The 17,926-nt window shown below is 68.6% G+C and carries 20 protein-coding genes; 4 read left to right on the top strand and 16 right to left on the bottom strand.

The annotated features are described in order from the left end of the window. Positions 1-5: 5 nt before the first annotated feature. From EJ105_RS05200 to secB, 15 genes are all read right to left on the bottom strand, one after another. Entirely contained in the window at positions 6-398 is a 393-nt protein-coding gene (locus tag EJ105_RS05200; protein ID WP_024281394.1) for a c-type cytochrome, read from the bottom strand. Between the two features lie 44 nt (positions 399-442). Continuing rightward, positions 443-1,228 carry a formylmethanofuran dehydrogenase subunit C gene (locus tag EJ105_RS05195; protein WP_250165516.1) on the bottom strand — a complete coding sequence of 262 codons (786 nt, stop codon included), beginning with the start codon at positions 1,226-1,228 and terminating at the stop codon, positions 443-445. A 17-nt stretch (positions 1,229-1,245) separates the two neighbouring features. After that, positions 1,246-2,178, bottom strand: coding sequence for a formylmethanofuran--tetrahydromethanopterin N-formyltransferase (fhcD, locus tag EJ105_RS05190; protein WP_250165515.1), 933 nt, complete (start codon positions 2,176-2,178; stop codon positions 1,246-1,248). After that, the gene (locus EJ105_RS05185; protein WP_029556354.1) at positions 2,175-3,824 is read right to left on the bottom strand and encodes a formylmethanofuran dehydrogenase subunit A; all 1,650 of its coding nucleotides are present in this window, start codon (positions 3,822-3,824) and stop codon (positions 2,175-2,177) included. The genes fhcD and EJ105_RS05185 overlap by 4 nt, the downstream gene beginning before the upstream one ends. Continuing rightward, the gene (locus EJ105_RS05180) at positions 3,821-5,134 is read right to left on the bottom strand and encodes a molybdopterin-binding domain-containing protein (protein ID WP_250165514.1); all 1,314 of its coding nucleotides are present in this window, start codon (positions 5,132-5,134) and stop codon (positions 3,821-3,823) included. The genes EJ105_RS05185 and EJ105_RS05180 overlap by 4 nt, the downstream gene beginning before the upstream one ends. Positions 5,135-5,458: 324 nt before the next feature. Beyond that, positions 5,459-5,812 (bottom strand): hypothetical protein, encoded by a 354-nt coding sequence (locus EJ105_RS05175; protein WP_024281400.1) that lies wholly within the window; start codon positions 5,810-5,812, stop codon positions 5,459-5,461. Further along, positions 5,793-6,515, bottom strand: a complete 723-nt coding sequence (locus tag EJ105_RS05170) for a hypothetical protein (protein WP_250165513.1) — start codon at positions 6,513-6,515, stop codon at positions 5,793-5,795. Before EJ105_RS05170 ends, EJ105_RS05175 begins: the two co-directional genes overlap by 20 nt. Next, the gene (pqqE, locus tag EJ105_RS05165; RefSeq protein WP_250165568.1) at positions 6,512-7,666 is read right to left on the bottom strand and encodes a pyrroloquinoline quinone biosynthesis protein PqqE; all 1,155 of its coding nucleotides are present in this window, start codon (positions 7,664-7,666) and stop codon (positions 6,512-6,514) included. The genes EJ105_RS05170 and pqqE overlap by 4 nt, the downstream gene beginning before the upstream one ends. Before the next feature lie 17 nt (positions 7,667-7,683). Beyond that, complete coding sequence (pqqD, locus tag EJ105_RS05160; RefSeq protein ID WP_029556350.1) at positions 7,684-7,959, bottom strand: pyrroloquinoline quinone biosynthesis peptide chaperone PqqD; 276 nt, start codon at positions 7,957-7,959, stop codon at positions 7,684-7,686. 1 nt (position 7,960) lies between these two features. Continuing rightward, on the bottom strand, positions 7,961-8,782 hold the full coding sequence (pqqC, locus tag EJ105_RS05155; protein ID WP_250165512.1) for a pyrroloquinoline-quinone synthase PqqC: 822 nt from the start codon (positions 8,780-8,782) through the stop codon (positions 7,961-7,963). Further along, on the bottom strand, positions 8,779-9,678 hold the full coding sequence (pqqB, locus tag EJ105_RS05150) for a pyrroloquinoline quinone biosynthesis protein PqqB (protein WP_029556348.1): 900 nt from the start codon (positions 9,676-9,678) through the stop codon (positions 8,779-8,781). Before pqqB ends, pqqC begins: the two co-directional genes overlap by 4 nt. A gap of 50 nt (positions 9,679-9,728) precedes the next feature. Then, positions 9,729-9,806 (bottom strand): pyrroloquinoline quinone precursor peptide PqqA, encoded by a 78-nt coding sequence (gene pqqA / locus EJ105_RS28070; RefSeq protein ID WP_081437156.1) that lies wholly within the window; start codon positions 9,804-9,806, stop codon positions 9,729-9,731. A gap of 155 nt (positions 9,807-9,961) precedes the next feature. Beyond that, positions 9,962-10,657: a response regulator transcription factor gene (locus EJ105_RS05145; RefSeq protein ID WP_024281406.1), complete on the bottom strand. Its 696-nt coding sequence runs from the start codon at positions 10,655-10,657 to the stop codon at positions 9,962-9,964. 85 nt (positions 10,658-10,742) lie between these two features. Then, positions 10,743-12,353 carry a sensor histidine kinase gene (locus tag EJ105_RS05140; protein WP_250165511.1) on the bottom strand — a complete coding sequence of 537 codons (1,611 nt, stop codon included), beginning with the start codon at positions 12,351-12,353 and terminating at the stop codon, positions 10,743-10,745. Between the two features lie 182 nt (positions 12,354-12,535). Then, on the bottom strand, positions 12,536-13,015 hold the full coding sequence (gene secB / locus EJ105_RS05135) for a protein-export chaperone SecB (RefSeq protein ID WP_024281408.1): 480 nt from the start codon (positions 13,013-13,015) through the stop codon (positions 12,536-12,538). Positions 13,016-13,176: 161 nt separating this feature from the next. On the opposite strand from secB, the gene EJ105_RS05130 reads away from it, so the two are divergent. Further along, positions 13,177-13,371, top strand: coding sequence for a DUF1674 domain-containing protein (locus EJ105_RS05130; protein ID WP_024281409.1), 195 nt, complete (start codon positions 13,177-13,179; stop codon positions 13,369-13,371). A 7-nt stretch (positions 13,372-13,378) separates the two neighbouring features. Here EJ105_RS05130 and EJ105_RS05125 read toward each other — a convergent pair whose 3' ends face one another. Beyond that, positions 13,379-14,185 (bottom strand): undecaprenyl-diphosphate phosphatase, encoded by an 807-nt coding sequence (locus EJ105_RS05125; protein WP_024281410.1) that lies wholly within the window; start codon positions 14,183-14,185, stop codon positions 13,379-13,381. Positions 14,186-14,537: 352 nt separating this feature from the next. On the opposite strand from EJ105_RS05125, the gene EJ105_RS05120 reads away from it, so the two are divergent. From EJ105_RS05120 to miaB, 3 genes are all read left to right on the top strand, one after another. After that, positions 14,538-15,227, top strand: coding sequence for a glutathione S-transferase family protein (locus tag EJ105_RS05120; protein WP_024281411.1), 690 nt, complete (start codon positions 14,538-14,540; stop codon positions 15,225-15,227). Further along, positions 15,224-16,372 carry a tRNA epoxyqueuosine(34) reductase QueG gene (queG, locus tag EJ105_RS05115; protein WP_250165567.1) on the top strand — a complete coding sequence of 383 codons (1,149 nt, stop codon included), beginning with the start codon at positions 15,224-15,226 and terminating at the stop codon, positions 16,370-16,372. Before EJ105_RS05120 ends, queG begins: the two co-directional genes overlap by 4 nt. Before the next feature lie 137 nt (positions 16,373-16,509). Then, on the top strand, positions 16,510-17,898 hold the full coding sequence (gene miaB / locus EJ105_RS05110) for a tRNA (N6-isopentenyl adenosine(37)-C2)-methylthiotransferase MiaB (RefSeq protein WP_250165510.1): 1,389 nt from the start codon (positions 16,510-16,512) through the stop codon (positions 17,896-17,898). The last annotated feature ends 28 nt before the right edge of the window (positions 17,899-17,926 follow it).

The raw sequence follows: 17,926 nt of genomic DNA, 5'->3' as shown, positions 1-17,926 counted from the left end.
TATCGTCATTTGCTGCCGTCGGGCTTGAACTGGGCGAGGAAGGCAATGAGGTCCGCCCGCTCCGACTCGCTCTTGACCCCCGCGAAGGCCATTTTCCCCTTCGGGGCCAGATGCTTGGGGTTCTCGATATAGTCGTTGAGGGTGGCCACGTCCCAGACCTTGCCGGCGGCGGCGCCGTCCTTGATGTCCTGGGAATAGGCATAGCCCTCGAAATGCCCCCACTTGGCGCCGACGATGCCGTTCAGCGGCGGGCCGACCTTCACCTTGGCATCCGGGCCAATAGCATGGCAGGCCATGCATTTCTTGAAAACGGTCTCGCCCTTGGCCACGTCCGGATCGGCATAGGCCGAGCCGGTTGCGGCGGCGAGGAGGAGAGCGGAAACGAACAATGTGCGCATCGGGGCGTTCCTCTTCTGGTTTCTTGATCTGATATTTCGCCGGCTTAGCTCAGGACGAGAATTTCGCCTTCCCCGCCGGCCAACCGGTTGCCGACAAGGCGCACGGCCCGGCCGGACAGTTCTCCTCCGAACAGCGCGGCCAGCTCCGGCACGCGCCGCGCCAGCAGCCTCAAGGCCACGAAATCCTGCGGTCCCGCCTCGGCAAAGCCAGGGGCCAGAGCCTCCGGCGCCGAGGAAACGAGGATGGAGCCGCGCTTCATGCCACGTCCGGCGCCGGGACCGAGCCGACCCGCCACGGCAAGTGTGCCGGCTAACAGACCATCCGCCGCACCCGCCCCGGCATCGCCGGCCACCAGGATCAGGCCACCGCGCAACCGCGCGCCGAGGCCATCCCCCACCCGGCCGGCAATGGAGACGACCCCGCCCCGCATGCCCTGACGCTCACCCGGCCTCGGACCGCCGACATTCTTGCCGGCATTGCCGAAAACCTGGATCCGTCCGCCGGTTAGGCCAGCCGCCAGCCCGTCGCCGGCATCGCCGGAGATCACCAGACGCCCACCGCTCATGCCCGACCCGGCGGCCGCGCCGACGCTGCCTTCCACGCGGATCTCGCCAGCGGCAAGGCCCGCGCCCACATAGTCGAGCCGGGGGTCACCGGAAAGAACCAGCGCATCGCCTTCGCTGGCGGCGACTTCAAAGAGGTCCCCCACCAGAGCGACGCCCGTGCCGAAGGGAACCGTGCGCGCGGCGACCTCGGCTGCGCTCGCACCTGCAAATGCAGCAGGCAGAAGGTTCGACGCATCAACCCGCGCGGTGAGCGGGGCCTTCAATGTCAGGCGGATGCCATTCATCGTCCCGCCTCCTGCGCCATCAGTTGATGCAGCTTGAAATGGAAGGGCCCGAGGTTGCCGCCGTAATTGCCGGCATCCACCGCCACCACTCCTCCCGCGGCGCCAAGGCCGCACACCGCCGTGATGCCCGCGCGCATGCTGTCCGCCACCTCGCCCTCACTGAGTCCGTCGATGACGATTTCCAGCACGCTCTCGACTTCAGCCGGCAAAGCAGTTTTGGCAATGCCCCGCAGCGTCGGGCAGTAGGCGTCATTGGAGGAGGCGATCAGGCCGGCATATTTGGAGCCAACCTTGGAGCCGGACCGCACCACCCCGCCCGGGAAGGGCATGATGGCCCCGCGCACCTGCCCCATGGCCGCGACCGCCGCTTCCGCCGCCGCCAGCGCCGCAGGACGCGAGCGGGCGAGGATCAGGAAATTGCCGCCGCCTACCGCTGCCGTCGTGGAGCCGACGATCTCGTCGCAGACGAACTCGCCTTCCATCACGGGAATGCGCCAGATCCTGCTGCCGCCAAGGTTTTTCGACATCTGGTGGCCATCGCCGAAATAGCGCAGCGCCTTTCCGAGCGGGACGGCGGAGCCGCCTTCCAGGCCGGAATAGAGCGCCGAGGTGGGCGAGGTGAGCACGCATTGCCCGGCACGGAGCGGCACGATCTTCTTCAGGTCCTTCAGCGACATGGCGAAGATGAGCACGGCATAGCCGGGCCGGCCGTCCGGGGTTTCGGCGGCGGGGATTTCGCGTTCGATAGCCGCCTCACAACCACAGCCGATCACCGAGGTGGCAAACCCGGTGAGGCTCGCCGCAGCGGTGTGCGCCCAGCGCGGCGTATCGGCGGTGATGATGAGGCGCGTTCCCGCCATGGGAAACGCTTCGGCGAAGCTGTCGCGGATTTCGACGCCGTTGATGAGAAGGGGGGCTGGTGCGCTCACGGCTTCAGCTCCACGATTTCAGGGCCTTGGCCGCCACGGATTTCCCCGTCGGCGATCTGGTAATGGCTGGATTTCAGGCCCACCGCCTCGTCGAACCAGCGCTCCAGCCTCTTGTCCATCAAGGGGTCGGAGGGGGGATGCACCGCATAGGTCCGCCCCTCGGTGAGGGCGACGATCTCGCCGTTCACCACCACCACCTCGCCGTCCTTCATCACGATGCGCGGGTGGGCGAACATGGCTTCCCGGTCCGGCTGATCCTCATAAAGCACCACATCCGCCCGCGCGCCGGGGCCGAGGTGGCCGCGATCCTTGAGGCCGAGGGTGCGGGCCGGCGCGGCGCGGGTGACGACGGCGATCTCCTCCAGCGTGTACTCGCGGGAGATGCTTTCGAGCCGGGTATGGGACCGCGCCGCCTTGTGAATCTGGCGCAAGTGATGGTCCCGGAAGGGCTTGTCCATCAACAGGCGGATGAGGTGCGGGTAGGAGGTAAAGGGGCCGCCGTTGGGATGGTCCGTGGTGAGATAGACCCGCCACGGGTCCTCGATGAGCAGGAACAGCTCCAGCCCGATGGCCCATTGCAGCGCGTTCACGAAGGACGTGTCGCGATAGTTGAACGGCACCACGCCGCAGGCCGCGTCCATCTCGATATCCATGCCGATCCACTTCTTGGGATCGGCGATAGAGTGGTTGCGGTACTGCGACATGAGGTCGGCCGAGGCGGTCACGGTCTGGCCGAACATGATCTGCCCCACGTCCACCGAGATGTGCGGCATGGCGTTCACCGCCTCCGCGATCTCGGCCGCGCCGGAGGAGAAGTGCCGGTCACCCTCGGTGCCATAGGAGTGGAACTGGATGTGGGTGAGGTGGAGGGGGAAGCCCTCCGTGGCGCCCATGGTGGCGAGCGTGGTCTTCACGTTGCCGGGAATGCCGAGGTTGCAGCCGTGCAGGTGGATGGGGTGGGGCACGCCCAGCTCCGTCACCGCCCGCTGCAGCGTGTTGAGGATGCGTCGGGGCGTCAGCTCGTAGAACGGGCCGGCCTCGTCCAGATCGAGGTTGCGGCCGTTGAACTTGAAGGCGTTGATGCCGCCGGGATTGACGATCTTGATGGCGCAGCTCTGGGTCGCCTTGAGCATCCAGGCCACATAATCGTTGATCGCCTGCTGGCCTTCGCCCATGGCGATCAGGCGCAGCAGGAAGTCGTCGTTGCCGAGCACCAGAAAGCCGCCGGTGTCGATGTTCGGGATGTCCGCCATCTCGAGATGCGCATGGCGGGCATTGGCGCCCACGACCGCAGGCTCGAACACCGCCGTGTAGCCCATCTGCGAATAGCGACAGCCGGTGGCGTGGGTGGTCGGCGCCGCGCGCCCGCCGCCGCAGCCGCAGAAATCGCCGAACGGCTCGGGGAACAGCGCCCGGTCCTCGTTCATGAGGAGACGGCCGAGGTTCACCTTGCCGCCGGCGATGTGGCTGTGCAGGTCGATGCCGCCGGCGAGCACGATGCAGCCGGAGGCGTTCACCACCTCCTCGCTGCCGCCCGGCCCCGGATCGGCGATGATGCGCCCATCCTCAAGCACCACGTCGCGGACCTGATCGATGATGCCGTTGGCGGGATCGAACACCCGCCCGCCGGTGACGCGCTTTCTCATGCGCCCCTCCCGAGATTGGCGAGGATGGCGGAAGCCGCCTCGGCGAGGCTCGGAAGCTCGGCCGGGCGAAGGCCCTGGAGCGGCAGGCAGACAACGGAATCCATGCGGAAGACATGCCCTGGATGATCGACGCCGGGCGTTCCGACGGGGATGAACACGTCCGGCTCGCGGGCAAACGACGTGTCGGGATGGGCGAGGGCGATCACCGGACCGGCGCTGAATTCGGGCGCTGGATCAGGCCGGAAGGCGCTGGCATGGAGCAGCAGGTCGCCGTCCTTCAGGGCCGCGGCCGTGGCGTAGAGATCGGGCGCATGGCGTGCGGTTCCGGCACCGATCGCCGTGCGCAGGGGATAGCCGAAGCGCCAGAGCGCGAGCTGGTGCGCGCCGGTGACGTTGTCGCGGCCGCCCAGCGGCAACACCGCCGCGCGGGTGGTCGGCGACAGCAGGTCCACGGCCTCCGAGGCCGAGCTGGCGACGGCAGCGGCATCCGCCTGCGGCAGGGTTGCGGCGTTCCAGGTGAAAACGCTGTAGCGCGCGGCGCGGAGCAGGTCGGCAAGCTCCGCCAGCGAGGCACCAGCCGTGCCGGACAGCACGTCCACGGCACCGATATCGCGGCCGGCCAGGGCCGACGCCAGCAGCGCGGCGGCGGTGGCAACCTGTTCGGGCGGCAGCAGGATCTCGCTCAGCTCGTGGCCGGCGAGGACCTTGCGCGAAGCGTCTGAGAACGGCGCTCCGATCATCACCACACGCCGGCCGGAGGGCGCGAACAGGGGGGCGGCGTCGCCGCCCTCCCCCGTACGCACCGGCATGATGCGCTCGAACAGGCGGTGGAAGCTCGCGGCAGGGTCGTCGCCGAACACCACCAGCAGGTCGCAGCGGTTGCGCACCTCGGCGAGGGTCGCGGCGATCCAGCCGCGGCGGGCGAGGCGGTCGAGATTGGCGAACAGGCCGCCCGAGGCGGAATGGTCGATGCTCGCCCCCGCCACCATGGCGATATCGTAGAGCCGCCGCAGCCCTTCGAGATCGGCGCCGAGGCCGGAGAAAACGGAGGACCGCGCCGCCTTCAGATGGGCGGCCGCGGCGGAGGCCGCCTCGGCGAGGCTGGCCGGCGCGCCATTGACGCGGGGAGAGGGCGGAGGCGCATCGCCACGCGCCAGCAGGCGGGCGGCATCGGCGCAGGCCTTGCGTGGTGTCACCACGCGGCCGGCGACGGACACCTCGATGTCGTCGCAGCCGAGGCCGCAGAAGCCACACACCACGTCTCGCACGATGCGGGCAGCACCGGCTTCGGTCGTTTCACCCGATGACATGAGGCTCACCCCTGCGCGGAAGAGAGGCCGCGCGGCAAGGCCGGCAGACAAAGGGCGCGCGGCGGCGCGAAGCCGGCTCCAGAACGTGGGACAAGTGGAGAGAGAACGGAACTCAAGCGGTAACTGGCCATGGCTTTGCCTTGGGGATTGACGGACCCAATCAAGACGCCGCGGCGGTTGCCCGCTTGTCGTTGCAGTGCGCTTCGGAAAAATCCGTGCGCCATGCGTCTGTTCTTGGCGGGGAAGCTAACACAGTGAAGCGGGGCCGAAAACCCGTCACATGTGCGGCGCCTGCGAGAATGATTTGTGCGACGCGAAATCGCTCTACTTGAAGCAGGTGATTTCTGCTTCTGCCTGCGCCCGGCGCAGTTCTGCAATCGTGTCGTCATATTGGGGCGTGTTGCGGAAGATATTGGCCGCCTGCCCCACGCCCTGCCGCATGGAAAGGATCGTCTCGGCCGCGACATAGTGATCGTACGGCAGGATCGAGGCGAGGGTGTCCACGGAGCAGGAACAGCGGGCCATGGCCTCCCGGGTCTGGCCGTTGGCCGCCATGCAGCCGAACACGTAATCGACGCGGGCGGAGGTGGGGTAATCGTTGTCGCTTGCAGTCGCCGCAGCCGCCGCCCCGCCGAGGGCGAGCAGCAGGGCGCCGGCCTCAATGGCTCGTCGGATCATAGGCGATGCTCTCCTCCCACAGGGTGCCCCCTGGCGCGTCGGCCTTGATGTCCATGCGCACGATCTGGCCCGGCACGTCCGGCGACACCTCGAACGTATAGGCGAGGGTATCGAGCCCCCGCATCCGCACGGCATTGGGATCGCCCTTGAACGGCGTCACCGTGACGCGCCAGCCCTTCACCGTCTGGCCGCCGACGGTGAGATCAGCTGCGGTCACGGTGGCGGCGTCGCGCAAGGCGGTGCGGATGGCGGTCTTGAAATAGCGCGGATTGCCCTTGAGCCGACCGGCAAGGTCCCCGAGGTGGTTCTCCAGGAACAAAAGCAGCATGGGATTGGTCGTCACGCCCTCGAACGGGCCAGCGGCGTGGTGGCGCTCGGGCGTGAAGAAATCGACCCTGACGTCGCGGGCGTCGCCGCTGCTGCTGGCGCTCGCCGCGATCATCAGCACCACGCGATCCTCAAAGCTCGCGCCGAGTTCCGGATCGGCCACCTTGCGGGAATATTTGTAGGTGAGCGTCTGGCCCGCATTGGTGTTGGCCAGCTGCGGGGCCTCGAACAGCAGCGTCGCCGCATCCGGGGTGGCTGGCTGGGATGCGGCCGGCGCCTCGGCCGCGCTCGCCGCCTGGGGCATGACGAGGGCGCCGCCCGAGAACAGGGCGGCCATGAGGACGAGCCAGAGGCCCAACGCGTGACGCAGGCTCACGATGCGGCTCCTTCGGACGCCTTCCCGGGCGCTCCGCCGATGGTGCGATAGATGTAGTCCGGCGCAACCGCCGCGGCCTCCTCCGTCGCCAGCGCCTCGACGCGGGCATGGAAGGGCGAGAGCGAGCAGGCCGGGTCGGTCGCTGCCGCGTCGCCAGCCAGCGCCATGGCCTGGCAGCGGCAGCCGCCGAAATCCATCTCGCGCCGGTCGCAGCTGCGGCAGGGCTCGCGCATCCAGTCGGTGCCGCGGAAGGCGTTGAACGCCGGCGAAGACCGCCAGATGTCGCCCAGGGCGCGGTCGCGCACGGACCAGAATTCGAGGTTCGGGATGCTCTCCGCCGCATGGCAGGGCAGCACCCGGCCGGTGGGGGTGACATTCAGCGTGCGACGGCCCCAGCCGCCGGAGCAGGGCTTGGGATAACGGGCGTAATAATCCGGGATCACCATGTCGATGACGAGGATGCCCTCAAGGCTCCGGCGCGCCTCCTCCACCAGCGCCACCGAGCGATCCACGTCGGGACGGGCGGGCATCAGCGCGGCGCGGTTCACATAGGCCCAGCCGTAATACTGGGTGTGCGCCACCTCCAGCCGGCGGGCCTTCAGCGCCACGGCGAGGGCAATGATGTCCTCCACCTCATGGATGTTGCCGCGATGGATGACGGCATTGAGCGTCAGCGGCAGGCCGAGGTCCGTGACCTTCCGGGCAAATTCCAGCTTCGCCGCATGGCCGCCCTTGTAGCCGCCGATGCGATCCCCGGTCTCGGCACTCGCGCCCTGCACGGAGAGCTGGACGTGATCGAGCCCGGCCTCCGACAGCGCGTCGATCATGCCGGAGGCGCGGCCGATGCCGGAGGTGATGAGATTGGTGTAGAGCCCCTCGGCGGCGCAATGGGCGGTCAACTCCACGAGGTCCGGCCGGGCGGTCGGTTCACCGCCGGAGAGATGGACGTGGAGAATGCCCAGCGCGGCGGCCTCGCTCAGCACCCGCTTCCAGGTGGCGGTGTCGAGCTCCGTCTCGCGGCGCTCCAGCTCCAGCGGATTCGAGCAATAGGGGCAGCGGAGCGGGCAGCGATGGGTCAGCTCGGCGAGGATGCCGATGGGATGGCCGACCGGAGGCGTCGCCACGGGCTGCGGGGACTGCCTCGTCTCCATCTCGGCCACGGTCTCGTTCATGTCTCGATCACCCGGCGCGCGATCAGGCCGCCGATCATATCCTTGACGTCATCGGCGATGACCTCGCGTTTCTCGTCGTAACGGGCGGCGAGGGCGTCCACGATCTCGGCGCAGGTGCGCTTTCCGTCCACCAGTTCCAGCACGGCGGCGGCGGTCTCGTCGATGTCGAACGCCCGCTCCGGCGCCAGCAGCACATGGCGGGCGCGCACCTGATCGTATTTGAGCTTCACGCCCCGCGGCAGGCGCGGGACGTCGGTTTCCTCGGCGCGCATCTCATTCCCCGACGATGGCGACGCCCGGTCGCCAGGCACCCGGCGCGGGCCAGCCCGGCGCCACATAGGCGAGATAGAGCGCGTCGAGCTGCGCCCACAGCACCTCGGTCTTGAAGGTGAGGGCGCGGATGACGGCGCGCTGCTCGGCGGCCGTGCGGGCGTGCTGTTTCACATATTCGAGGGCGAAATCGGCATCCTTCGGCGCCTGATCGAGGCGGCGGCGGAAATAGGCGACGACTTTCTCGTTGATGAAGTCGTAGTGCTCCAGCATGCCGGAGATGCGCTCGGCATGGATGCCCGGCGCGAACAGCTCGGTGAGGGAAGAAGCCACCGCCTCCAGCAGCGTATTCTCGGCGACGAAGCGCACATAGGCCTCCACCGCGAACTTGGTGGCAGGCAACGCCCCTTCCTTCGAGACCACGTAGGCCCGGTTGAGGCCGAGGCCGTCGGTGAGTACCAGCCAGCGCTCGATGCCGCCCGTATCCTCGCCGAAACCGTCGTGGTCGGTGATGCGGTGCAGCCATTCCCGGCGCAGCTCGCGGTCGTCGCAGCGCGCCATCAGCGCCGCATCCTTGCGGGGGATCGCGGATTGGTAGCAGTAGCGGTTGAGCGCCCAGGCGCGCACCTGATCCCGGTTCAGCCGGCCGGAATGCAGCAGCTTATGGAAGGGATGCAGGTTGTGATAGCGCGTCGCGCCCACCGCGCGCAGCGCGGCCTCCAGACCTTCGGGCGACAGGGGCTCCTGCGGCGAGGGCAGGGCAGGGAAATCGGTGGGAAGATCGGCGGCCTCGGCCAGCACCCGGACGGCGGCTTGCGCGCTCATAGGGAGAACTCCATTCCGTCCCGGGCGACCGTCCAGCCAGCCGCTTCCACGGCGCGGTGCTCCTCGGAGCCATCGATCAGCGCGGGATTGGTGTTGTTGATATGGATGAACACCCGGCGCGCCACAGGCAGGTCGGCGAGCAGCGCCACCGTGCCGTCCGCGCCGGACATGGACAGGTGCCCCATGCGGGCGCCCGTCTTGGTGCCGATCCCGGCCGCGATCATCTCGTCGTCGCGATAGAGCGTGCCGTCGAAGAACAGCAGGTCGGCGCCGGAGATGCGCTGACGCAGCGCGTCCGTCACGGCGGCGCAGCCGGGCACGTAGACGAGGCGGCTGCCGGCCGAGGTGATCGTCACGCCCACCGTTGAGCCGGACTCCTCGCCGATGACGAGGGAGGCATCCTCGCGCCAGAGCGGCACCTTGCCGGGCACGGTGAAGAATTCCATGGTCAGCCCCGGAACCGGCGAGAACGGGACTTCGAACGAAACCGGCTCCCGGCGCACCAGCGCCTTGGAAACCACGTCGAAGACCTGATTCTGTTCGATCAGCGCGAGCGTGTCGGCCGTGCCGTACACCTCGAACGCCTGCTGCTCCCGCAGCGTCAGCAAACCGGCTATGTGGTCCACGTCACCATTGGTGAGGACGACGGCGCGAATGGGGCTGTCGCGGCCATCCACCCGGGGCTGAAGTGACCGGGTCGCGGCGATCTGGGCCCGAAGATCGGGCGAAGCGTTGAGGAGCACCCACGAGGCGCCGTCCTCCGAGACGGCGATGCTCGACTGGGTTCGGGGCGTGACCCGTGGATCACCCTTCCAAGCCAGTTGGCACACCGGACAGCGGCAGTTCCACTGGGGAACGCCGCCGCCGGCCGCTGAACCGAGAACGATCACCTGCATGACGCGACGGACGCTCCTGCCAATCGTTCGCGGCTCCCGACCTCCGTCGATCAGAAATCGGCCGGCAGGTAAGCGGTGACTTCCATGCCGACGCAGACTTCGCAAACCTGGGGCTTGTTCCAGCGCATGATGCTTTCCTCCTGAGTTCTCTCACGACCTTCATAAGAAGATCATAAGAAATTGAAGTAACGAGGTTTTTCGCTACAACGGAGTCAAATATTGGCAGCCGAATCGGTTCCCGCAAGTGAAATCTTTTGCTGCATTGCAATACTTCTAGAGCTCATCAATGAGCTGACGGTGCGGAGAGGTCGAGCATGAAGCCGCGCCCCCGCACGGTCGCCACCTGGGGGCCGCCGGCTCGGCCGACCGGCGCGAGCTTGGTGCGCAGGTAGCCCACATAGACGTCCACCACGTTGAGCGAGGCGCCGCCCTGGCTGGCCCAGAGCCGGTCGAAGATCTCGCCCCGGGCGATGGGACGATTCGGGCTGGCCATGAGCAGGGCCAGGAGATCGGCCTCGCGCTCGGTGAGCCGCACATGCACCTCGCCGAACTTCGCGGTGCGGGTGGAGGGGTCGAGCACCAGCCGCCCCGCCATGACGCGGTCGGAATGGCTTTCGCCGAGGCGGTGCAGAAGATGGGTGCGCAGCCGCGCCACCAGCTCGCCGAAGACGAACGGCTTGACGATGTAGTCGTCCGCCCCGGCGCCGAGGCCTTCCGCGCGATCGTGCACCTCGTCCTTGGCGCTGAGGAACAGGATCGGGCCGGAATGGCCGGCGCCGCGCAGCGCCCGGCACACGTCGATGCCGGAGCCGTCCGGCAGCATCATGTCGAGCACCACGGCGCAGGGATTGTACTGGCGCGCCGTCTCGAGGGCCTCGTCGGCCCGTCCCACGACGGTCACGTCGAACCCCTCGGCGGAGAGGCCGCGGCTCAGCATGGCGCCGATGTCGCTGTCGTCTTCCACCACCAGGATGTTCATGGTTCCTCCTGTGCCCGTTCGGGCTGTCCCGGACCGCGTGCGCGGCCCGCAGGCCCTGTCGGAAATGCCGGCGTTGGGTTGCCGGTCAGATCGCGGGGCCGGGCTCTGCCGCGGGTTCGCTCGCCCCGGCCGCTGCGGCCTGCGGCAATGCGATCACCACCCGGGTGCCTCCCGCCTCGCCGTCCTCCAGTGTGATACGTCCGCCGTGCCGCGTCACCACCCAATCGGCGAGGGCCAGCCCCAGGCCGAAGCCAGAGGCATCGCCGAGCCGGCCGCCGCGCGCGAAACGCTCGAACAGCCGGGCACGGGCCTCGGGCGGAATGCCGCATCCATCGTCCGTGATGCCGATGATGTCGACCGCATGCCCCTCCGCATCGGCCCCGTGCCCGACCGAAACGGTGACGCGGGTGAGGGGGCGACCGTGACGCAGGGCGTTGTCGATCAGGCCTTCCACCACCTGCCGGAGCCATTCGCGATCCGCATGCACGACGAGGCCCGGCTCCGGCGCGTGAAGCACCAGCGCGACGCCCTGCCGCCGCGCCACCGGCTCCAGCCCCGCCACGGCATCGGTAAGAAGGGGCGCGAGGGGGGTGTCCTGGAACACCAGCTCGATCTCCCCGCTCTCGGAACGGGCGACCCGCAGCAGATCCTCCACCCGGCGGTGAAGCATGCCGGCGCGCTTGCGGATGGTGGTGAGCACCGCGCGGCTCACCGACTCCGGGATGGCCGGCGCCCGCTGGGTCACGTCGCATTCGCCGATGATGACGGTGAGCGGCGTGCGCAATTCATGGCTCACATCGGTGAAGAAGCGGCGCCGGGACGCATCGATGGCGCCAAGACGGGCGTTTGCCTCGGTGAGGTCCGCGGTGCGGTCCGCCACCGTCTTCTCCAGTCCCGCCCGGTCCTGCGCCACCTTTCGCTCGCGGCGCGCCAGGAGGGCGGCCATGCGGTTGAAGCGGGCCATCAGCACGCCCAGTTCGTCCCGCTGGCCGATGGCGAGGCGGGCGGAGAGATCGCCGCGGCCGATGGCGGCGGCCGCGCGGTCGATCTCCTTGAGCCGGCCGAGCAGCGGCTGGGCCAGCGCGCGATACAGCACCAGCGCCGCGGCGAACACGGCCAGCGCAATGGCCACCGCGCCGATCCGCAGCCGATCCGCCAGCGCCACCGCCTCCTCCCGCGCAGCCGTGACGCCGCGACGCTCGCTTTCCACCAGCAGGGAGAGCGTCGGCCCGGCCGAGGCGGCGAAGGCGTTAAGGGAGCCGCGCACCCGGTCGCCCCGGCGCACGGTATCCGGATCACGGGTCGCGGCGGTGATCTGCCGGTCGAGGGAAATGAAATCCGCCCTGAGACGGGCCAGCAGGCGTTCCTGCGGCCTGAGGCCGCTCGACGCGTCGGGCGCCGCCTGGACCGCCTTCACGGTCGAGGCCTCAAGCAGGGCCGAAACGCGCGAACGCGCGTCCTCAAGCCGGCCGGCGCCCGCGGTGGGGCTTTCGGTGGCGGCAATGGCGGCAAGGCCGTACTCGGAGAGGCGGGCGGAAATCTCGGTCAGCACATCGAGCCGCTGCTGGGCCGACACCGCCGCCTCCAGCGCCCCGTCCACGGCACGCAGGGCGATGAGCACGCTGAAGCCCGCAAGCACCGCGAGAATCGCCGTGGCGCCCGCCAGCGCGGCCAGCTTGAAACGGATGGATCGCATCGCCGCGCCCGGAATGCCTCCCGCGCCCCCGCGGCGCCACCACTGGCGCCGCTCCGGCGCGGCGGAGCCTGCCACAATGACGGGCGCGGGCAAAAGGAAAAGGACCGCACGAAAAAGCCCGCCGCCGCAGGCGTCTGGCGCTGCGGCGGCGGGCTCTGTCGAAGATCAGGACGGGGCGAGGCTCAGGCCTGGCCGGCCTGGAGACGCTCGGCTTCCGCCTGCAGACGCTGCTGGTAGAGCGCGGCGAAGTCGACCGGATCGATCATCAGGGGCGGGAAGCCGCCGTTGCGCACCGCGTCGGCGATGATCTGGCGGGCAAACGGGAAGAGCAGGCGCGGGCACTCGATGAGCACCACCGGCTGCAGGCTCTGCTCCGGAATGTTGAGGATGCGGAACACGCCGGCATAGACCAGCTCGAAGGCGAACAGGGTGTTGCCTTCGATGCTGGCGCCGCCGTCGATCTTCAGCTCGACCTCAAACTCGCCATTGCCGCCCGGCTTGGCGTTGACGTGGATCTGGATGTTGACGTCGGGCTGGCTCGGAGGAGCGGCGAGGGAGCGCGGCGCATTGGGATTCTCGAAGGAGAAATCCTTGATATATTGCGCGAGCACATTCAGCGACGGCGCCGCATTCGGGTTGGGGCCGCCATTCTGCGAGGCCATGCGCATCTCCATCCGTGGGGTGTTGGGTCGGCCCCGCGGGCACGACCGGAAAGCGCGGCGCTGCTAGCATGCTTTCCGCGGTGGGTGCAAGGTTGCGAACGGGTGAGGTAGGCCGATCCTCAACCGGAAGGATGCCTCGCGCCGTGTTTGGAGACGGGACCATGGACGAGGACAAGACGGAGCCGCGCAAGCCCCTGAGCGAGGCGGCCAAGCGCGCGCTGGCGGAGGCCGAGGCCCGTCGTGCGGCCATCGACGCGGCGCAGAAGGACCGGCCGAAGGAGATCAACGGCCGCGACGGCCCGGAGCCCGTGCGTTACGGCGACTGGGAAGTCGGCGGCATCGCCACCGACTTCTGAGGCCGCCTCAGCCGACCAGCGCGAGGCCGATGAGGCCGGCGATGCCCACCGCGATGCGCCACCAGCCGAATGGCGCATAGCCGTGCTTCGACACGAAATCGAGCAGCGACTTCACCACCACCACCGCCGCGCAGAACGCCGCCACGAAGCCGATGACGATGAGCAGGCCATCGTCCATCGAGAGGTTGCCGCGGTTCTTGTAGAGGTCGTAGGCGAACGCGCCGAACATGGTGGGCAAGGCGAGGAAGAACGAGAATTCCGCCGCCGCCCGCTTGTCCACGCCCATCAGCATGGCGCCGACGATGGTCGAGCCGGAGCGCGACATGCCCGGGATCATGGCCAGGCACTGGAAGAAGCCGATGATGAGCGCGATGTGCCAGGGCAGGCCCATGGCGTTGTTGTAGCGCGGCGCCGGCACCACCTTGTCGATGAACAGGAGGATGATGCCGCCGAAGATCAGCGTGCCGCAGATCAGCACCGGCGTCTCGAACAGTACGCTCTTGATGAAGCCGTGCGCCGCCGCGCCGATCACGGCCGCCGGCAGGAAGGCGATGAGGACGCCGATGACGAAGCGCCGCGCCCCCGGATTTGTGGGCAGCTGCTGGGCGACGCGCAGGAAGCGCTGGAAATAGACGGTGAGGATGGCAAGCACCGCGCCGAGCTGGATCAGCACCTCGAACGTGTGGCCATTGCTCTCGAAGCCGAGGAAATGCCCCGCCAGCAGGATGTGGGCGGTGGAAGAGACGGGGATGAATTCCGTCAGCCCTTCCAGCAGGCCGAGAACGAGCGCTTCGAGCATGTCGCCGAGAGTCATGGGTGAGAAAATCCGGGAGGCGGGAACGAGACGGGCGCCATCCTCTCCGCTTGCCTTCGCGGGTGCAACGTGGTGCGCCGCAACGGAAGGGGAGGGCCGAGGCCGCCGGCGCTTTTCAGGCCAAGCTGTGGCCGCGTCGCAACAGCCCGGCAAATAACCTCACGGCAAGGGATTGCTGCCTGCACCGCGTCGTTAGCGATCCGCTTACCATGATCGAAATGCGAAATGCGACAGCGACAGGGCGTCGGCCCGCGCTGCAGCAGGGAGGAACCAATCGGAAAGGTTCGGCTTCTAATCATAGGACACGCCGGGTGCCTCGCCCCCTCCCTTCGACCCCCGGCGAAATCGGCCCATGTACCTGCATCATCATCCCTTCTGCCCACATTCCCGATTCGTCCGCCTGCTGCTCGCCGAGTACGGCCTGGAGCCGGAGCTGGTGGAGGAGCGCGTGTGGGAGCGACGGCCGGGATTCCTCGCGCTCAATCCGTCGGGGGAGACGCCGGTGATCGTGGAGGAGATGGCGGCCTCGGTGCCGGGCGCCTTCATCATCGCCGAATATCTCGATGAAACCCGGGGCCTCGCCCTCGGCACCCACCGGCTTCTTCCGGAGGACCCCGCCGGCCGCGTGGAGGTGCGCCGGCTGACCCAGTGGTTCAACGAGAAGATGTATGTCGAATCGACCGAGCCGCTGGTGCGCGAGCGCATCCACAAGCGCTACATGACGCGCGAGCAGGGCGGCGGTTCGCCGGACGCGACCTCGCTGCGTATGGCGCGTGCCAATCTGCGCTATCATCTGAAGTACATCGGCTGGCTGGCCAAGGCGCGCAAATGGCTCGCCGGCGAGAAGCTGAGCCAGGCCGACCTTGCCGCCGCCGCGCATCTCTCGGTGGCCGACTATCTGGGCGATGTACCGTGGGACGAGGACGAGCACGCGAGGGACTGGTACGCGCGGATCAAGTCGCGCCCGACCTTCCGCGCCCTGCTCACCGAGAGCATCCCGGGGATGCCCCCCTCCAAGACCTACGCGGACCTCGATTTCTGACGGACGCGGGCGGCCTGGAGGAGATCGTCCGCCGCCTCGCCCGTGAAGAAGGGTTCGATGCCGTAGGCATCGCCCGGCCCGAGGCTGCCGCGCCCGCCGGAGCGAAGCTCCGTGCCTGGGTCGCGGACGGCGCATACGGCGACATGGGCTGGATGGCCGAGACGCTGGACCGCCGCGCCGATCCCCTGACGCTATGGCCGGACATGCGCAGCGTCATCCTGCTCGGCCTCAATTACGGCCCTTCGGAAGACCCCCGCGCGGTGCTCGCACAAAAGAGCGCCGGCGCCATCTCGGTCTATGCGCGGGCCGAGGACTATCACGACATCATCAAGCCGAAGCTCAAGCGCGTCGCTCGCGCGCTGCTGGCGGAGGCCGGACGGCGCGGCGTCACATCAGACGTGAAGGTGTTCGTGGATACCGCGCCCCTCATGGAGAAGCCGCTCGCCGCCGCAGCCGGGCTCGGCTGGCAGGGGCGGCACACCAATCTGGTCTCGCGGGAATTCGGCTCCTGGCTGTTCCTCGGCGCCATCGCCACCACGCTGGAGCTTCATCCCGATGCGCCGGAGAAAGACCATTGCGGCTCCTGCCGCGCCTGTCTCGATGCCTGCCCGACCGCAGCGTTTCCCGCGCCCTACGTCATCGATGCGCGCCGCTGCATCTCCTACCTCACCATCGAGCACAAGGGGCCGATCCCGGCCGAGCTGCGCCCGCTCATGGGCAACCGCATCTATGGCTGCGACGACTGCCTCGCCGCCTGCCCCTGGAACAAGTTCGCCCAGATGGGCCAGGAGGCGAAGCTCGCCGCCCGCGCGGAGAACGACGCCCCGCCGCTTGCCGAGCTGGTAGCGCTGGACGACGCCGCCTTCCGCGCCCGCTTCCCCAAAAGCCCGATCAAACGGATCGGCCGCGACCGCTTCGTGCGCAACGTGCTGATCGCCATCGGCAATTCAGGAGATGCCGCGCTCCTGCCGCTGGTGGAAGCGCGGCTGGCGGATGAATCCGCTCTGGTCAGAGGTGCTGCGGTGTGGGCGTTGGGGCGGCTTTCGGATGCCGCAGCGATCACGCGGCAGGCCACCCGACGGGTACCTGTGGAGACCGATCCCGCGGTCCTCGCCGAGTGGAGGGCAGCCGCATCAGCCGACTAAGACCCGCCGCCCATTTCCATCCGCCGGGTTTGCCGGTAGGATCAAAGCCTCACGGAACCATCAAGGGGGCGACAAGAGCTGGCGTCACGATCGCGTCGCGCCCACACGCGAAGATCGACGGCGACAGAACAGGCGACATGCACGAGCCCCGCAAGCTTTATGTGAAGTCCTTCGGCTGCCAGATGAACGTCTACGATTCCCATCGTATGGCGGACACGCTGGCACGCGAGGGATATGTGGAGACGCAGGACCCGGCCGAGGCCGACCTTGTGATCCTCAACACCTGTCATATCCGCGAGAAGGCCGCCGAGAAGGTCTATTCCGAGCTCGGGCGCCTGAGGAAGCAGAAGCAGGAAGCCGGCTCCGACACCATGATCGCCGTCGCCGGCTGCGTCGCCCAGGCCGAGGGCGCCGAGATCATGCGTCGCGCGCCGGTGGTGGACGTGGTGGTCGGCCCCCAGAGCTACCACCGCCTGCCCGAGCTGCTCGCCGAGGCGAAGACCGGCAAGCGGGTGGTGGACACCGAATTTCCCGCAGACGACAAGTTCGATCACCTGCCCGCGCCCACCCGCGCCGCCACCCGCAAGCGCGGTCCGGCGGCGTTCGTGACGGTGCAGGAGGGCTGCGACAAGTTCTGCACCTTCTGCGTGGTGCCCTACACCCGCGGCGCCGAAGTCTCGCGCCCGGTCACGAAGATCCTCGAGGAGGCGGCTCGCCTCCTCGACCAGGGCGTGCGCGAGATCACCCTCATCGGCCAGAACGTCAACGCCTTCCACGGCGAGGGGCCGGACGGGAAGGTCTGGAGCCTCGCCCGGCTGATGGAGCGGCTCGCTCAGATGGAGGGGCTGGCGCGCCTGCGCTACACCACCTCCCATCCGCGCGACATGGGCGAAGACCTCATCGCCGCCCACCGCGACCTGCCGCAGCTGATGCCCTATCTGCACCTGCCGGTGCAGTCCGGCTCCGACCGCATCCTCGCGGCCATGAACCGCAAGCACGGCCGCGACCTGTTCCTCTCGCTCATCGAGAAGATGCGCACCGCTCGGCCGGACCTCGCCCTCTCCTCCGACTTCATCGTCGGCTTCCCCGGCGAGACGGACCGCGACTTCGAGGACACGCTCGATCTGGTGCGCGAGGTCGGCTTCGCCAGCGCCTATTCCTTCAAGTACAGCGCGCGCCCCGGCACCCCCGCCGCCGAGCACGAGGGACAGGTGCCGGAGGAGGTGATGGCCGAGCGCCTCGCGGAGCTGCATCGCCTGCTCGAAGCCTCAAAGACGGCCTTCGACGCCGCCTGCCGCGGCCGCACCTTCGACATCCTGCTGGAGAAGCCCGGCCGGCAGCCGGGCCAGCTCATCGGCCGCTCGCCCTATCTCCAGAGCGTGGTGGTGAACGATCCGCCCGCCGGCATCGGCGAGCTGCTCACCGTCACCATCACCGATGTCGGCCCGAACAGCCTCGCCGGCGTTCCGGCCGAGACGCCCCTTTCCCCCGCTTTGTCCCGGCCGCTTGCGGCCATGGAGGCCTGAGCTTGCGCAGATCCGGCAGCGACAACCG

The organism is Xanthobacter aminoxidans (genome assembly GCF_023571765.1).
GTDB classification, from domain to species: Bacteria; Pseudomonadota; Alphaproteobacteria; order Rhizobiales; family Xanthobacteraceae; genus Xanthobacter; species Xanthobacter aminoxidans.
This window is presented reverse-complemented; position numbering and strand designations above follow the sequence as displayed.

Coding starts and splice junctions, on each gene's coding strand:
- pqqC (WP_250165512.1), bottom strand. CDS start 8,782: ATGAGCGCGCAAGCCGCCGTCCGGGTGCTGGCCGAGGCCGCCGATCTT.
- EJ105_RS05200 (WP_024281394.1), bottom strand. CDS start 398: ATGCGCACATTGTTCGTTTCCGCTCTCCTCCTCGCCGCCGCAACCGGC.
- EJ105_RS05145 (WP_024281406.1), bottom strand. CDS start 10,657: ATGAACATCCTGGTGGTGGAAGACGACAGCGACATCGGCGCCATGCTG.
- pqqA (WP_081437156.1), bottom strand. CDS start 9,806: ATGCGCTGGAACAAGCCCCAGGTTTGCGAAGTCTGCGTCGGCATGGAA.
- EJ105_RS05130 (WP_024281409.1), top strand. CDS start 13,177: ATGGACGAGGACAAGACGGAGCCGCGCAAGCCCCTGAGCGAGGCGGCC.
- secB (WP_024281408.1), bottom strand. CDS start 13,015: ATGGCCTCGCAGAATGGCGGCCCCAACCCGAATGCGGCGCCGTCGCTG.
- EJ105_RS05140 (WP_250165511.1), bottom strand. CDS start 12,353: ATGCGATCCATCCGTTTCAAGCTGGCCGCGCTGGCGGGCGCCACGGCG.
- EJ105_RS05180 (WP_250165514.1), bottom strand. CDS start 5,134: ATGTCATCGGGTGAAACGACCGAAGCCGGTGCTGCCCGCATCGTGCGA.
- EJ105_RS05175 (WP_024281400.1), bottom strand. CDS start 5,812: ATGATCCGACGAGCCATTGAGGCCGGCGCCCTGCTGCTCGCCCTCGGC.
- miaB (WP_250165510.1), top strand. CDS start 16,510: ATGCACGAGCCCCGCAAGCTTTATGTGAAGTCCTTCGGCTGCCAGATG.
- EJ105_RS05125 (WP_024281410.1), bottom strand. CDS start 14,185: ATGACTCTCGGCGACATGCTCGAAGCGCTCGTTCTCGGCCTGCTGGAA.
- pqqB (WP_029556348.1), bottom strand. CDS start 9,678: ATGCAGGTGATCGTTCTCGGTTCAGCGGCCGGCGGCGGCGTTCCCCAG.
- EJ105_RS05185 (WP_029556354.1), bottom strand. CDS start 3,824: ATGAGAAAGCGCGTCACCGGCGGGCGGGTGTTCGATCCCGCCAACGGC.
- EJ105_RS05120 (WP_024281411.1), top strand. CDS start 14,538: ATGTACCTGCATCATCATCCCTTCTGCCCACATTCCCGATTCGTCCGC.
- pqqE (WP_250165568.1), bottom strand. CDS start 7,666: ATGGAGACGAGGCAGTCCCCGCAGCCCGTGGCGACGCCTCCGGTCGGC.
- pqqD (WP_029556350.1), bottom strand. CDS start 7,959: ATGCGCGCCGAGGAAACCGACGTCCCGCGCCTGCCGCGGGGCGTGAAG.